This window comes from Planctomycetota bacterium (assembly GCA_016207825.1).
Lineage (GTDB): Bacteria > Planctomycetota > MHYJ01 > JACQXL01 > JACQZI01 > JACQZI01.
Window position 1 is genome coordinate 21,597 of the sequence record JACQZI010000008.1, and the last position, 14,671, is coordinate 36,267.

The 14,671-nt window shown below is 47.5% G+C and carries 13 protein-coding genes; 6 read left to right on the top strand and 7 right to left on the bottom strand.

Annotated features, from left to right (window positions below; translation table 11 throughout):
• The 3 genes from ffh to gdhA all read right to left on the bottom strand — a co-directional run bounded on the left by ffh (position 1) and on the right by gdhA (position 4,805).
• Complete coding sequence (gene ffh, locus HY811_03350; GenBank protein MBI4833845.1) at positions 1–1,326, bottom strand: signal recognition particle protein; 1,326 nt, start codon at positions 1,324–1,326, stop codon at positions 1–3.
• A 32-nt stretch (positions 1,327–1,358) separates the two neighbouring features.
• Positions 1,359–3,287, bottom strand: coding sequence for a peptidyl-prolyl cis-trans isomerase (locus HY811_03355; GenBank protein MBI4833846.1), 1,929 nt, complete (start codon positions 3,285–3,287; stop codon positions 1,359–1,361).
• 177 nt (positions 3,288–3,464) lie between these two features.
• The gene (gdhA, locus tag HY811_03360; protein ID MBI4833847.1) at positions 3,465–4,805 is read right to left on the bottom strand and encodes an NADP-specific glutamate dehydrogenase; all 1,341 of its coding nucleotides are present in this window, start codon (positions 4,803–4,805) and stop codon (positions 3,465–3,467) included.
• A 347-nt stretch (positions 4,806–5,152) separates the two neighbouring features.
• Here gdhA and HY811_03365 point away from each other — a divergent pair, with 347 nt between their 5' ends.
• A complete protein-coding gene (locus HY811_03365; GenBank protein ID MBI4833848.1) occupies positions 5,153–6,469 on the top strand; it encodes a B12-binding domain-containing radical SAM protein in 1,317 nt (438 codons plus the stop codon).
• 102 nt (positions 6,470–6,571) lie between these two features.
• The gene (locus HY811_03370) at positions 6,572–7,285 is read left to right on the top strand and encodes a hypothetical protein (protein MBI4833849.1); all 714 of its coding nucleotides are present in this window, start codon (positions 6,572–6,574) and stop codon (positions 7,283–7,285) included.
• Positions 7,286–7,365: 80 nt separating this feature from the next.
• Here the strand turns inward: HY811_03370 and HY811_03375 are convergent, their stop codons facing one another.
• Positions 7,366–8,535 carry an acyl-CoA dehydrogenase family protein gene (locus HY811_03375; GenBank protein MBI4833850.1) on the bottom strand — a complete coding sequence of 390 codons (1,170 nt, stop codon included), beginning with the start codon at positions 8,533–8,535 and terminating at the stop codon, positions 7,366–7,368.
• A gap of 91 nt (positions 8,536–8,626) precedes the next feature.
• A complete protein-coding gene (gene guaA, locus HY811_03380; protein MBI4833851.1) occupies positions 8,627–10,195 on the bottom strand; it encodes a glutamine-hydrolyzing GMP synthase in 1,569 nt (522 codons plus the stop codon).
• A 58-nt stretch (positions 10,196–10,253) separates the two neighbouring features.
• Between guaA and HY811_03385 the strand changes: the two genes are divergently transcribed.
• The 3 genes from HY811_03385 (at position 10,254) to HY811_03395 (ending at position 12,313) form a co-directional block, all read left to right on the top strand.
• Positions 10,254–10,862 (top strand): isoprenylcysteine carboxylmethyltransferase family protein, encoded by a 609-nt coding sequence (locus tag HY811_03385; protein MBI4833852.1) that lies wholly within the window; start codon positions 10,254–10,256, stop codon positions 10,860–10,862.
• A 97-nt stretch (positions 10,863–10,959) separates the two neighbouring features.
• Entirely contained in the window at positions 10,960–11,163 is a 204-nt protein-coding gene (locus HY811_03390) for a dodecin domain-containing protein (GenBank protein ID MBI4833853.1), read from the top strand.
• A 70-nt stretch (positions 11,164–11,233) separates the two neighbouring features.
• Complete coding sequence (locus HY811_03395) at positions 11,234–12,313, top strand: glycosyltransferase family 4 protein (GenBank protein MBI4833854.1); 1,080 nt, start codon at positions 11,234–11,236, stop codon at positions 12,311–12,313.
• Between the two features lie 11 nt (positions 12,314–12,324).
• Here HY811_03395 and HY811_03400 read toward each other — a convergent pair whose 3' ends face one another.
• Complete coding sequence (locus HY811_03400) at positions 12,325–12,918, bottom strand: 1-acyl-sn-glycerol-3-phosphate acyltransferase (protein MBI4833855.1); 594 nt, start codon at positions 12,916–12,918, stop codon at positions 12,325–12,327.
• Positions 12,911–13,588 (bottom strand): (d)CMP kinase, encoded by a 678-nt coding sequence (locus tag HY811_03405; protein MBI4833856.1) that lies wholly within the window; start codon positions 13,586–13,588, stop codon positions 12,911–12,913. Before HY811_03405 ends, HY811_03400 begins: the two co-directional genes overlap by 8 nt.
• Before the next feature lie 72 nt (positions 13,589–13,660).
• Between HY811_03405 and HY811_03410 the strand changes: the two genes are divergently transcribed.
• Positions 13,661–14,641: a MoxR family ATPase gene (locus HY811_03410; GenBank protein ID MBI4833857.1), complete on the top strand. Its 981-nt coding sequence runs from the start codon at positions 13,661–13,663 to the stop codon at positions 14,639–14,641.
• Positions 14,642–14,671: the final 30 nt, after the last annotated feature.

Genomic DNA, 14,671 nt, shown 5'->3' on the forward strand with positions numbered 1-14,671 from the left:
TTATTTCCCCAATCCTTTAAACCTTCCCATGAGCTTGCCCATTTTCCCGGCGTTGCCCATGTCTTTCATCATTTTCTGCATTTCCCTGAATTGCTTGAGGAGGCTGTTGACCTGGGCGACCGAGGTGCCGGAGCCGCGGGCAATGCGCGCTCTCCGGGAGCCGCTGATGATTTCCGGGTTATTACGCTCTTCTTTAGTCATGGATTGGACAATCGCCTCGACCCGTTTCATCTCTTTATCGTCTATTTGGTTGACCGCGCCGCCCATTCCGGGAATCATTGCCAGGAGGTCTTTTAACGGTCCCATTTTCTTTATCTGCTGGAGCTGGTCGAGGAAATCCTGCAAGGTTAATTCCTGCTTCCGGATTTTTTCCTCAAGCTCCTTGGCGCGTTCCATATCCACGTTTGCCTGGGCTTTTTCAACCAGAGTGACGATATCGCCCATCCCGAGTATCCTGGAAGCCATGCGGTCCGGGTGGAATTCCTCAAAGTTATCCATTTTCTCTCCGATGCCGACGAATTTAATCGGCTTGCCGGTAACGGCCTTGACGGAAAGCGCCGCGCCGCCACGCGCATCACCATCCAGCTTGGTTAATATGATTCCGTTAAGTGAGAGCTGTTTATCGAATTCCGCCGCGCTTTTAACCGCGTCCTGGCCGGTCATGGCATCGGATACCAGGAAGATATTATTAGGCTTTATGCGGACGGCGATTTGCTTGAGTTCATCCATCAGTTCTTTATCTATATGGAGCCGGCCGGCGGTATCTACGATGACCGTATCGCGGTTGGTTTCCCTGGCGGTATTGACGGCTTTTTCACAGAGTTTCGGAGGGAAACCGCCGGGCTCGGAATAAACCGGCAACTTTAACTGGGCGCCGAGTGTTTTAATCTGTTCGATAGCGGCCGGGCGCTGGATATCCGCCGCGACGAGGAGCGGGGTCTTTCCTTTTTTTACCAGATACTGTGCGAGTTTCGCGCAGGTGGTGGTCTTGCCGGAGCCCTGTAGCCCCGCCATCATGATTATGGTCGGTCCCGCAGGATTAAAGTTTATGGAATAATCCGGAGGGCCCATGAGGCGCGCCATTTCATCATAGACTATTTTAACTATCTGCTGGCCTGGGGAAATGCTCTGGATGACTTCCTGCCCGACGGCACGTTTGGTTACGGCATCTATAAAATCCTTGGCTACCTTGTAATTGACATCGGCTTCCAGAAGCGCCATGCGCACTTCGCGCATACCATCCTGGATATTTTTTTCGGTTAGTTTTCCCCGGCCGGTGAGTTTGCGGAATGTTGCTTGGAGTTTTTCGGTAATTGATTCAAACATATAGGCAGCCGTCCCGATGATTCGGGATTAAATCACTTTTTGTTTTCTTGTTCCTGAGGTGCCGGAGGAGGCATCATGTTGTTTACCAGGGCTTTTATTTCCGCCCGCCATTTTTCGTTGAAGTCATCGCTTCGCTTGGTCATCCATTCGTTTTCCAGGGACGGCTTCTGGGTATCAAAATCTTCACCGGCCGGCGGGCGTTTGGCATTTACCTGGACCAGGTAATAAATGCCTTTGCTTTCTATAATCGTATAATCGCCTGTTTCCATCAGCAGGGCTTTATCCAGGAAGTATGCGTCTATTTCTTCGTGCTCCGGTACGACCTGGTCTCTTTTCACCCAGGAAGACTTGTTTGTCGGCGTGCCTTTGGCTTTTAAGATATCTTCAAAGAGCCGTATTTTGATTTCTGTTTCAATCTTCTTTTTTTCCTCGTCTGTTTTGCCTGTAATAGCTGAAGATTCTTCCGTAAAAGACGAGGTGATTTTAGTCTGCAGTTCCTTGCAATCGTTTTCCGCCGCCTGTTTTGATTTCATCTTTACAATGTCGCGGGTGACTTTTTCTTTGATGGCCATGGTAAAAGGCGGGTTGTAGGTGACTTTCTTTTCCAGCACTTTAAAGATAAGCTGTCCTTTGCCGCAATCTACCGGGTCGGAGATGATGTCTTTCTCGAAAGCGAAGACCTGCTCGGCAAAAGCCGGTGAACCGCCCATGGTTTCGGTGATTTCGTTAACGCGGTCCTGGCTGAAAAAGCCGGTCTTTTCGTAGGACAGGCCGAATTCCTTGGCGATAGCCTCCAGGTCAACCGGTTTTTGCTTGATTAAGAGGATATCGATACGCTGTTTGATTTCCGATATTTTATCTATAGCCGCCCCTTTGGCTTCGAGTTCTTTCCACTTGGATTTTATTTCATCCTGGACTTCTTCGAATTTTTTATGGGTTATGGTCGGAGTGATTGGGGTTGAATCGGTTATCTTGAATTCATCAAGGTTTTTATCGTAATAGTTTTTGATTTCTTCGGGCGTCGGTTCGCGGACGGTTTCTTTAAGCTTAGTATAATCGGCGATGACGTATTCCGCCTGGATTTTATCCGGCACGACGTAAGTGGGCATATTATCCCTGAAATACTTTTCCAGTTCCTCGGGTGATTCTATCTTGACTTTGGATTTGTAATCATCCGGGTCAAATGCCGCCCATTTAATTTTCGCCTCTTCGTTATTCAGGATATACTGGCTGAAAAGGTCCTGAAGCGAGGGGAATTCGCCTTCCTGGCGGAAGCCGGAGAGCTTCAAGGCTTTTATCCATTCTTCGATCGTCTTTTCGAAGCCGGCCTGGGTTAATTGTATTTCGCGGTCGACGGAAAAGCGGTAATAATCAATGCTGAACTGGTTGGTGTTCGGGTCGCGGAAAAACGGCAGCCCGGAAGATATAAAACCCTGTATTTCTTCATCAGAGACCTGGATGCCGAGCCTGTCCGCCGTTGCAGCCAGGACGGCGATTGTTTTGGCAAGGCTTTCAGAATATTTATTCGGTTTATCATTCCACCATTCTTCATAATCTGCAAGATTAAACGGCGCGATATTAAGCATGGTAAATGCTTTTTGAAAGTATGCTTCCTGCCAGCTTTTATATTGCCGTTTTATGCTTTCTTCTCCGTCTTTTTGCTCATCCCACCATTTTTGGAACCTGGTCTCGCTGAAATGGGGCGCTCTTGCAAACATGTAAGGGTTTCTGGAAATATAGCCGGAGATATATCTGTTAAGATTATACCACCGGATTTCAATGCTTTTAAGTTCGCTTTCGGATATTTCTCTGCCGTAGATGGTGCCGGGCGGATTTTCATCCTGTCCGGCCATGTTTATAAGCTGGGGCGAGATGCCGAATGCCAGGGCGGTTACGATTGCCAGGATAATAAACGCCTTGCGTTCGTGCTTCTGGAAGAACTTTCGGAAATCTCTTAACATAAGAAGAGCATAGTATCAGTTTTTTAGGCTATGTCAAGAAAATCATTACAGGATAACTTTAATGTGATTTTCAGTAGTGAGCATTAAAACTCACCGCAAGATTATTGACGTGCTAAAATGAGAAAGGAGCGTTCCCCCGGCTTTATGTCGGGGGAACGCTCCTTAAGTTGAATGGGTTTATACGACTCCCTGGGCGAGCATGGAATCCGCTACCTTGACGAAACCGGCGATATTGGCGCCTTTCACGTAATTGGTGAAGTCGTTTTCCTTGCCGTATTTCAGGCACTGTTCGTGAATGGCAATCATAATCCCGTGCAGTTTTTCGTCGACTTCCTCACGTGTCCAGCTCAAACGCAGGCTGTTTTGGGACATTTCCAGTCCGCTGGTTGCTACGCCGCCCGCATTGGCCGCTTTGCCCGGCCCATAAAGAATCTTTGCTTTGAGGTATACGTCAATCGCTTGCGGTGAAGAAGGCATATTGGCGCCTTCTGAAACGCAGATGCAGCCGTTTTTGACGAGTGTTTTGGCATCGTTGCCGTCCACTTCGTTTTGGGTGGCGCAGGGTAATGCCACATCGCACTTGATTCCCCATGGACGTTTTCCCGGCAGGAATTTGCAGCCGTATTTGGAAGCGTATTCTTTAATCCGGCCTCTTTTTTCGTTTTTAAGCTCCAATACATAGGCGAGTTTCTTTTCGTCAATGCCTTTCGGGTCGTAAACCGTGCCTTCGGAATCCGAAAGGGTGACAACCTTGGCGCCCATCTGGTTGGCTTTTTCCACGGCGTATTGGGCAACGTTGCCTGAACCGGAAATGGTCACCACTTTGCCTTCCATCGATTCATCGCGTGTCTTGAGCATTTCCTCGGCGAAATAGAGTGTGCCGTAACCGGTGGCTTCGGGTCTGATTAAACTGCCGCCCCAGCTCCTGCCTTTACCGGTCAGGACTCCGGTGAATTCGTTGCGCAGTTTCTTGTATTGCCCGAAGAGGAATCCGATTTCGCGTCCACCCACGCCGATATCACCTGCAGGGACATCCGTATCCGCACCGATATGGCGGAACAGTTCGCTCATAAACGACTGGCAGAACTTCATTACTTCATTATCTGATTTGCCTTTGGGGTCGAAATCAGAGCCGCCCTTGCCGCCGCCCATGGGGAGCGTGGTCAGGGAGTTTTTGAAGACCTGTTCGAATGCCAGGAATTTTAAGATGCCGAGGTTGACTGATGGATGAAACCGTAAGCCGCCTTTGTAAGGGCCGATAGCACTGTTCATCTCGATTCGGAAACCGCGGTTGACCTGTATTTCGCCTTTGTCATCAAGCCACGGCACGCGGAACATGAGCGTTCTTTCCGGTTCCGCAATCCTTTCCAGGATTTTCGCTTGTTTATATTTGGGGTTCTTTTCGATGAAGGGCATCAGGGAATGAGCCACTTCATACACCGCCTGGTGGAATTCCTTTTCCCCGGGGTTTTTGGCGATGATTTTGTCCATGAACTCCGCTACGCTGTTCTTGGCCATTGCTTTTCTCCTTTCTTTTAAAGCACATGATGTAAACTATTTAACTTGCCCTTTCCCCTCGCCCGGGTAAGAGCTTGCCTTTTAACGCACTGGTTTCGTTACATCTGTAACATACTATCAAAGAGCAACAAACCTATGATATAGGAATTTTTAATATAATTCGGGAATGGGTTAAGGTCAAGTAAAACAGGGAAAAATCGGGCTATGACCGCTGTAATGTGGCTAGATTTATGTATCAAACCTCTTTTAAGACGGTTTGTAAAAATGTTTTGTCTCCGGATTGCAAATTATTTTGTAAATACCAAATTTTATGGTATACTGTCAGCCAAACTTTAAAAATAAGCTATATGAAGATACTCTTGATTTCCCCGAGCATAGCGCCCGACATAAAAACACCCGGCGGTTTGATGATACCGCAGTTATCCTTACATATATTGGAGGGGCTTACGCCCCCGGAGTATAATGTAAAAATGCTGGAAGAAGAAACCACTGATATAAACCTTGATGAGGAATGCGACCTGGTGGGGATAAGCTGCATGACGGCAAATGCCCCCAGGGCATATAATCTTGCCCGGGAATTCAGGAAGCGTGGTAAAAAGGTGGTTTTGGGAGGCGTTCATCCGACGCTTTTGCCTGATGAGGCGCTTGGCTATGCCGATTCGGTTGTTATCGGTGAGGCAGAAGGCGTTTGGGAAGAGGTGCTGAAGGATTTCAAGAACGGCCGTTTGCAAAAGACATATCATCATCCAAAACCCACTCTGGAGCGATATATCCCGCTTAAGTACAGGAAAGAAACCAAGAAGCGATTGTTTAACGTCATTCCGGTAATGACCACACGGGGGTGTCCCTATAGTTGTGAGTTTTGCTGCGTTTCCGATATATTCGGGAAGGAAATCCGGCATGCGCCCGTAAAGAATGTCGTCCGCGATATCGAAGATTCCAAAGGCAAGATTTATATATTCCTTGATGATAATATCATAGGAAAGCCCAATTATGCCAAAGAACTTTTCAGGGCGATAAAGTCTTATAAAATCAAGTGGGTTGGACAGGCGTCTATTTCCTTTGTCCATGATACGGAGCTTATGAAACTGGCGGCGGAAAGCGGATGTGCCGCCTTGTTTTTTGGGTTGGAGAGCGTTTCTGAAACACAATTAAAATCGATGCGCAAATCAATCAAGGAAATAAAGGGGATAGAAAATGCCATAAAGACCATAAAAGGATTCGGCATCCATTTCCACGCGTCCATGGTATTCGGTTTTGACAGCGATACGAAAGCGATATTCCAGGAAACGCTTAACTTCCTGGAAAGGAATAAAATCGGGACGGCTTCTTTTAACGTCTTAACGCCTTACCCCGGAACGCGGACATATGAGAAACTGAAGAGCGAAGGGCGTTTACTTACTATGGACTGGAAATATTATGATCATTCCACCGTTGTTTTTAAGCCGAAGAATATGACTCCTTATGAGCTCCAGACCGGAGCAATGTGGGTTAAAAAAGAGTTTACAAGGACGTCTTCGGTATTAAGAAGGTTTTCGGGAAACCTGTCCCATCCCATTTTATATCTTGCCATGAATCTCGGCATCAGGAAAAACGTCAGGACGGATGCGGAAAGGCTGCCAGAGTTGGCATCGAAACTGTTCGGGGCTAAAATAGGGCTGTAGCTTTTCGTTGACATTTTAAGGGCTATTTATTAAAATAAAAGCACAAGTTCAGTAAGATTGTTTCACACATTGAGAATTGTAAATAAAAAAGGAGAAAAGTATATGAGGAAATTAACACTGCTGTTAATGGTAAGCATCGGGGCAGTTCTAATGTCCTTATCGGTAAAGACCGTTTATTTGCATTCTGAAGGTGCTGACGCGGATGACAAGAAATTGGCATGCGACATGAAGCCCAACGAGATGGTTGTTTATTGCGAGAAGTGCACCAAGTTTTTAAAGTGTTACAGTTGCGCGCAGTGTAAGAAACAATTCGATAAGGAACAGAAAGAAAAGAAAAGCGAAGTAAGCGGCAAGCCCAGCTATATGTTTTTTGAGGATGAAGTGACTTTCGGAAAATGTCCGACCTGCAGCGGTAAACTGACTGCTACAGAACTATTGGACAAAAACGGAAAATGTATTCTGTGCGGAGATAAGCCCAAGAAGCAAAAAACCTGCATAAAAAGTGTTTATGCCTGTCTGGATCATTCTGAACAGGAATTCCTTTCAGCGGGTAAATGTTCCGTTGAAGTCAAGGATAAAGACGACAAGCCTAAGAAATGCGGCAAGGGCTTTGTGGTAAAATATATTAGCCGGGCTAAAATTGTGATGGCTTATATGTGCATATGCGGTGATTCACAACCGGTGGCCCCTCAAGCAAATACCAAGTGTGCAAAGTGCGGGGCGGATAATGCCAGCCGCACCGGAACACTGGTGTGCGAAAAGTCCAAAGAATTTCCCCATGTGAATCCAAAGGAATGGGAGAAAAAGAATAAATAAACCCGATAAGATTGGTAAAAAACACCCCGCTTCGGATTAGTTATCCGGGCGGGGTTTTTTATTGTGTAGCGGTCAATATTTTATTTGCCTCTACGGGATGACTCCTTGATAAGTTCCAGGGCAACTATTTCACGCTGTATCTGGTTTGTGCCTTCGTATATCTGGGTGATCTTGGCGTCCCGCATCATCTTTTCCACAGGATATTCCTTCATATAGCCGTATCCGCCGAAGACCTGGACCGCATCGGTCGTGACTTTCATGGCGACATCGGAGGTGAAATATTTTGCCATGGCAGAAAGCGCGCTCATATTGGGATGTTTGGCATCCACCGCGCGTGCTGCGGCGTAAACGAGTTGTTTGGCTGCCTGCACCTGGGTTGCCATATCCGCTAAGAGGAACTGCAATCCCTGGAAAGAGATGATTGGCTGCCCGAACTGTTTGCGTTCGCGCGCGTATTTGACGGCTTCTTCAAGGGCACCTTCGGCAATACCCAAAGCTTGGGCGGCTACGCCCGGGCGGGTATTGTCAAACGTGCGCATGGTGACGAAGAACCCCTGCCCTTCCTTGCCGAGCATCTGTGATTTGTGGACTTTGCAGTTTTCGAATACGAGTTCGCGTGTGGCTGAAGCGCGGATGCCCATTTTATTTTCTTTCTTGCCGAAGTTGAATCCGGGCATGCCTTTTTCCAGGATGAATGCGGTGGCGCCCCTGGGCCCTTTGGTTTTATCAGTAATGGCAACGACCGAATATGTTTCCGCTTCGCCTCCGTTAGTTATCCATTGTTTGGTGCCGTTAAGTAGGTAATAATCTCCGTCTTTGGTTGCCGTGGTTTTTATCCCGCCCGCGTCGCTTCCGGCATTGGGTTCGGTCAGTCCGAATGCGGCGAGCTTTTTCCCCGCGGCGATATCAGGCAGGTATTTCTTTTTCTGCTCGTCATTGCCGTAAAGGATGATAGGAAATGTGCCCAAGGCTGTCCCGGCATAACCGAGCGCGATGCCTGAGCAGACTTTGCTCAACTCTTCGGTAATGATGCACATATCCATCACTTTTCCGCCGGTGCCGCCGTATTCCTCAGGGATGAAGGCGCCGAAAAGACCGGCTTCTGCCAGCACTTTCATGATGGGCCAGGGGAATTCGCCGGTTTCGTCATACTTGGCGCGGACAGGTTTCATCTTTTCTTCGGCTATTTCGCGCGCCAACTGGCGCATGGCGACTTGTTCTTCTGTCAGGAAATCGTTTGTTTCAAACATAGTAACCTCCGTTAATTAGTTGATTAGTTAATTAAAAGATGGAGGAGTAAAATACACGAAATACGTAAAGATGGCAAGTTTTTTTGTAATTTTATTCCCACTCAATAGTAGAAGGTGGTTTGGAGGTGGTATCAAAGACGACCCTGTTGATACCGCGTACCTCGCTGGTGATGCGCGATGAGATGGTGGTAATGAGTTCGTAGGGGAGCCTTGCCCAATCTGCGGTCATTCCGTCCGTGGATTCGACCGCCCTGATAACGGCCGTGTTTTCGTATGTGCGTTCGTCGCCCATCACGCCGACCGAGCTTATCGGCAAGAGCACGGCAAAGTATTGCCAGAGGCGCCTAATTGGGGATCCGCTGGATAGGCAGATGTCATTCCAACAACTCCGTTCGATTTCTTCCCGGACGATGGCATCGGCTTTTCTCAAGACTGCTAGTCTTTCCGCGGTGACCTCGCCGACAATCCTGACGCCTAGGCCGGGGCCGGGGAACGGTTGCCGGTTGATTATGCGTTTGGGGAAGCTTAAGACACGGGCGATTTCCCTGACTTCGTCTTTGAACAAGTATTTCAATGGTTCAATCAGTTTGAATGGCATGTTTTTCGGGAGGCCTCCGACATTGTGATGGCTTTTTATCTTGGCAGTCGGTCCTCCCCAGGCAGAGACGCTTTCTATTACGTCCGGATAAAGCGTGCCTTGGACGAGGTAATCGACTTTGCCGAGCTTTTTGGCCATCCGGTTGAATACGGAGATGAATTCATGCCCGATGATATGCCGCTTTTTCTCAGGGTCGGTCACGCCCTTAAGTTTCGTGACGAAGCTTTTAACCGCGTCAACCACGATAAGCTTAAGCTTAAAATGGCGGGCGATATTATTTTTGACTTCTTCTTTCTCATCCTGCCTTAGGAGGCCGTTATCCACAAAGATGCAGGTGAGGTTTTTGCCGATAGCTTTATTGATTAATACCGCGGCGACGGATGAGTCAATTCCTCCTGACAAACCGCAGACAACTTTCTTATTACCGACTTCTTTTCTAACTTTTGTAATCGTTTCCTTGGCATAGGATTCCATCCGCCAGTTGCCGGAGCATTTACATATATTATATAGGAAGTTCTTGAATACTTTTTTACCGAGCGGAGTATGGGTGACTTCCGGGTGGAACTGGACGCCCCAGAAGGGGAGTTTCCTATGGCAGGCGGCGGCATAAGGCGAATTGGCGGTGCGGGCTATGGTTTTAAAGTCCAAAGACATTTTGCTTACTTGGTCGCCGTGGCTCATCCAGACTGTCATTTCATTTGGCAATCCTTTTAAGAGGTCGGTTTTATCGGTTACCTTTAGATATGTTCTCCCGTATTCGCGCGATGGGGCGGATGACACTTTGCCGCCTAAGAGCAGCGCGCCAAGTTGCATTCCGTAGCAGATGCCTAAGACTGGCACGCCGGAAAAGAATATTTTCCTGTCTATCCGTGGAGCGCCCTTGGCATAGACGCTTGCCGGTCCTCCGGAAAGGATAATGCCTTTTAAGCCGGGGCACATTATTTTTTCAAGCGGGGCGTTAAAGGGGAGTATTTCGCAGTAGACATTATGCTCACGCACCCGCCGGGCAATCAGCTGGCTGTATTGCGCGCCGAAATCAAGGACAATTACTGTTTCCTGCATAAGAAGCCAATCTATTTTTCTTGAATAGTAGCAGGTTTTATATATAATTCCAACTATTATGTCAGTAAAAATCGGATTATTTTTCTTCCGCCACAGGCACCTGCTTTATGTGCCTTTCGTGCTGGTTATTTTCTTTTTTGATAAGCCGTATAATGCATTCATGAAACCGTATGAAGATCCGGCGGTAACATGGTCTGTCGGGGGCGGGCTGCTTTTGCTAGGCGTTATTTTGCGGTTTTTCGGAATCAGGTATTGCGGCAAGCGCACTGTTTATAAAAGGGAGGAAGGCAAATGGCTTACCCTGACCGGACCTTACAGCCATATGAGGAATCCGCTATATCACAGTAATTTATTAATCGGGTGCGGATTGATTGCAATCGGGAAACTTTTGTGGCTTATTCCTGTTTTTGTAGTGGTCGGTTATATTTATTACCACTTTGTGGTATTATACGAAGAATCACGTTTAAGCATGCAATTCGGCGAGAAATACGCCGATTTCTGTAAGAATGTCCCACGCTGGATTCCCCGCCTGACTGCTTACCGCGCCGGGGAAGGAGATGTAAAGCTCAATCCGTGGTCCGAGGTGTTCGGGGCGGAAAAATGGCGCTTCTTGGCGGTTGCCGTTATCGTTGGGCTGATTAGCTGCAAGGATTATTTTACTAAATAATGAATCTGAACCCCGATGTATTGTCGGTATAAAGCGGTTATAATAACATCTCCCTGTTTTGTATGGCGATGTCTAACAACCGCTAAAGGAGGATTATATGGCAGTTGCAAGAGTGACACAGATAGTGAGTTCATCCCCAAAAGGCATTAATGAGGCGATTGAAGAAGGCATGAAGAGGGCCTCCAAGACACTGCGCGGTATTACCGGATTGGAAGTAACCAAGATTAATGCCAAAGTGGAAAAAGGCAAAATCGTGGAATACCGTGTCCACATGAGCATTACATTTGTCCTGGAAGGATAAACCGGTTTAACTTGTTTATAATGGGGTAGCCTGCCGGTTAAGGCGGATAAAATCCATACTAAAATAACCTATGAAGATTCTTATCCTATCGGGAATGCTGGAGTACCGTGGTGTGGGGTTATATACCCTATACCTGGCGGAAGAACTGAAAAAGCGCGGGCATAATCTTCAAGTGGTCACTGCCGGCGGCAAGTTGGTGGATGAATTTAAATCACGTAAGATTCAGGTTAAAGAATACCCTTCTTTGCTTAAGACCGTTGACGGTTTGTTTTTCTGCGCGGAACTCGTTAAGGAGCTTAATAGTAACTATCCTGATATTATCCACATGCATTTTTCCCACAACCGTTTGGCCGGTTTAGCAGGTTCGCTGTCACAACGGATGAAACGGCCGTATCTGGTGACGGTTCCTAATATACAATTGCTTACCCGTAAGCTTAAGATAAACAAGAAGTGGATAAAAAATATAATTACAACCACGGAATCCGCACGGGAGCACCTGGTTAACGATTTGAAAACACCCAAAGAATTGATAGAGGTTATTTACGCCGGCATAGATTCCAGCCGGATTAAGTCGGTCGAGGTGCCGAAAGAGAAAAACGGGAAAAGGATTATCGGTATTATAGGTCCCCTGGAGAAATGGCGCGGGCACCAGTATTTCCTGGAAGCGGGTAAGTGGCTGGTGGAAAATAATTATGACGTCCAATTTTTAATTATCGGCGAGGGTTCGCTTGAAGACGAATTAAGGCGTATGGTTGTTAAGATGGGACTGCAGAAAAAAGCGGTATTTATCCCATCCATGGATTCATATTACCGGGTGTTGCCGATGGTGGATATCTTTGTTTTCCCGATACGCCGTATGGGTGTGGGTATAACCTTGCTGGAAGCCATGGCGCTGGAAAAACCGGTGATAGTTTCCGGCATAAGCGATATTTATACGCTGGTCAAAGACGGCGAGACCGGTTATTATATACCGCCGGATAACGCCGATGCCATAAAGGAAAAAATTATCCATATTTTCAATAACCAAGAAGAGGCTTTAAGGATAGGGCAGCAGGCGCGTATCTTTATTAAGGATAATTTTACCTCACAAAAGATGGCAGACCAGACAATAGAACTCTACGAAAAAGCATTGGAAAAGGTTAGCGTATAGGCTACGTCCGATTACTTTAGGTTAGTAACCCGCTCATAAAGTTTCCTGCAGATTTCATCCGGCGATTCATTCTCTCCCGGAATAATCGGCTTTCCGTAAATGACGCGGATGGGATAGCGCCGTTTCGGGAACTTGCTTGTCCTAGGCCAAGATTCAAACGCCCCCGTGATGCGCGCTGGTATAATCGGAACGCCGGCTTTGAGAGATATGGTGATTAAGCCCGGCTTAAACGGCCTGAGCGTTCCGTCAGAGGTGCGTGTGCCTTCCGGAAAGACGATAAACACTTTGCCTTCAGTGAGATAATCAATGGTTTTCCTGATGCCCTCCGAGTTAAACTTGCGCCGTTCCAAAGCCACGGCGTTAAGCGAACTGATTAAGGTTTTGAAAAACCAGTTGACTTCAAATAGTTCCTGCCGGGCAAGGAAATGAAGATGGCGCGGCGACCCGAAACCCAATATGGCCGGGTCCAGATAACTTTGGTGATTGGAGGCGATGATGGCGCCGCCTTTCTTCGGGATATTCCGGTTGCCGAAATATCTGGCGCCGTGGAAAATAAGCATCCAGCGCACGACAAAGATGCAGAACGTGTAAAATAAGTTATTCATTTGGGTCGCACGATTCTCGGGTTAGTTTTAATAATTTCGCCACCACCCCTTGGATTGAAAGCCTGGTCGTATCCACCCTAATGGCGCCTTTTGCCTTTCTTAACGGTGCGAGTTTCCTGGTCGTATCGCGCTTATCCCGCGCCTTTATTTCCTTCAATACTTTATCGTAGGAATCTTTTATCCCTTTTCCCTTTAGTTCTTTATAACGGCGCAGGGCACGCTCCTTTGCCGTGGCGTCAAGATAGAATTTAATCCGGGCATCCGGGAAAACTACGCTGCCCAAGTCCCTACCTTCGCCGACGATTGAATGGGTCTTTCCAATTCGGCGCTGTATCTTCAGCATGGCGCGCCTGACCAGAGGCAGTTCCGCAAATCGGTAAACATTATTGGTGATATGTGGTTTACGTATTTCCCTGGTCAGGTTTTTCCCATTAAGTAAAACCTCTTGGGAAGCTTTGCCTTCCTTAAACAATATGCGTATGGACTTTAAGAGCTTTGTCAGTCTTACAGCGTCATCGGCGGTGATTTTATTCTTTAACGCCCGGTAAGTTATGACGCGGTAAAGCGCGCCGGTATCAAGATAGTGGTAGCCTAATTTCTTTGCCAGTAATCTCGCCACCGTGCTTTTGCCTGTCCCTGCCGGGCCGTCTATGGTGATAATCATAGCCATATAGTATAATTAAAATTATTTCTAAGGCAAAATATTTGACAATATGTTATTAAAGCAAGTATATTAAATAACATGAGCGATATAGAAATCGTCCGCGGGTATATCGATAAGTTGAAAGCGTTAAAAACCGAAATCAGCAAGGTGATTGTAGGCAACCGCGAAGTGATTGACCAGGTTCTCGTTTCCGTTTTAGCCGGTGGCCACGTGCTTCTGGAAGGCGTGCCCGGAATCGGCAAGACGCTTCTCGTTAAAACTATAGCCAGATGCCTGAACCTCAAGTTCTCGCGGATACAGTTTACGCCCGACCTTATGCCGGCGGATATAACTGGTACGAACCTGGTGATTGAAAACGAAAAAGGGCAGAAGGTCTTCCAGTTCCAAAAAGGTCCGATATTCGGCAATATCATATTGGCGGATGAAATAAACCGCGCCACCCCGAAAACGCAATCCGCACTGCTTGAAGCGATGCAGGAAAACGCAGTGACCATTGCCGGCACGCGTTACCAGCTCGACCAGCCTTTCTTTGTGCTGGCGACCCAGAATCCGATAGAGATGGAAGGGACCTACCCTTTGCCGGAAGCACAGCTTGACCGCTTCTTCTTTAAGACGATTGTGGAAAACCCGCGCGTGGCGGATTTGGAAGAGATAATGACGCGCACGACCGGCGGGGCGGATATCGCCGTTCAAACGGTTTTTAAAGCAGAGGAAGTCTTGGCATTGAGGAAACTTATTCTCGAGGTGCCGGTGGCATCGCACCTCAAAAATTATATCGCCCGCCTGATTCAGTCAACGCATCCCGGCTCACCCGATGCCGTCGAATTGGTCAAGAAATATGTCCGTTACGGCTCAAGCCCGCGCGGGGCGCAGGCGATTGTCTTGGCCGGAAAAATCAATGCGCTAGTCGAAGGGCGTTACAACCTGGCAATGGACGATATCAAAAAAGTCGCCGTGCCGGCTTTACGGCACCGCCTGATACTTAATTTCGAAGGCGAAGCCAAAGCAGTGAAAACGGATAAGGTCATTATCGATTTGCTAGAACACACCAAGCCTTAAGTTATATGCGTCATTCCTGCTTACGCAGGA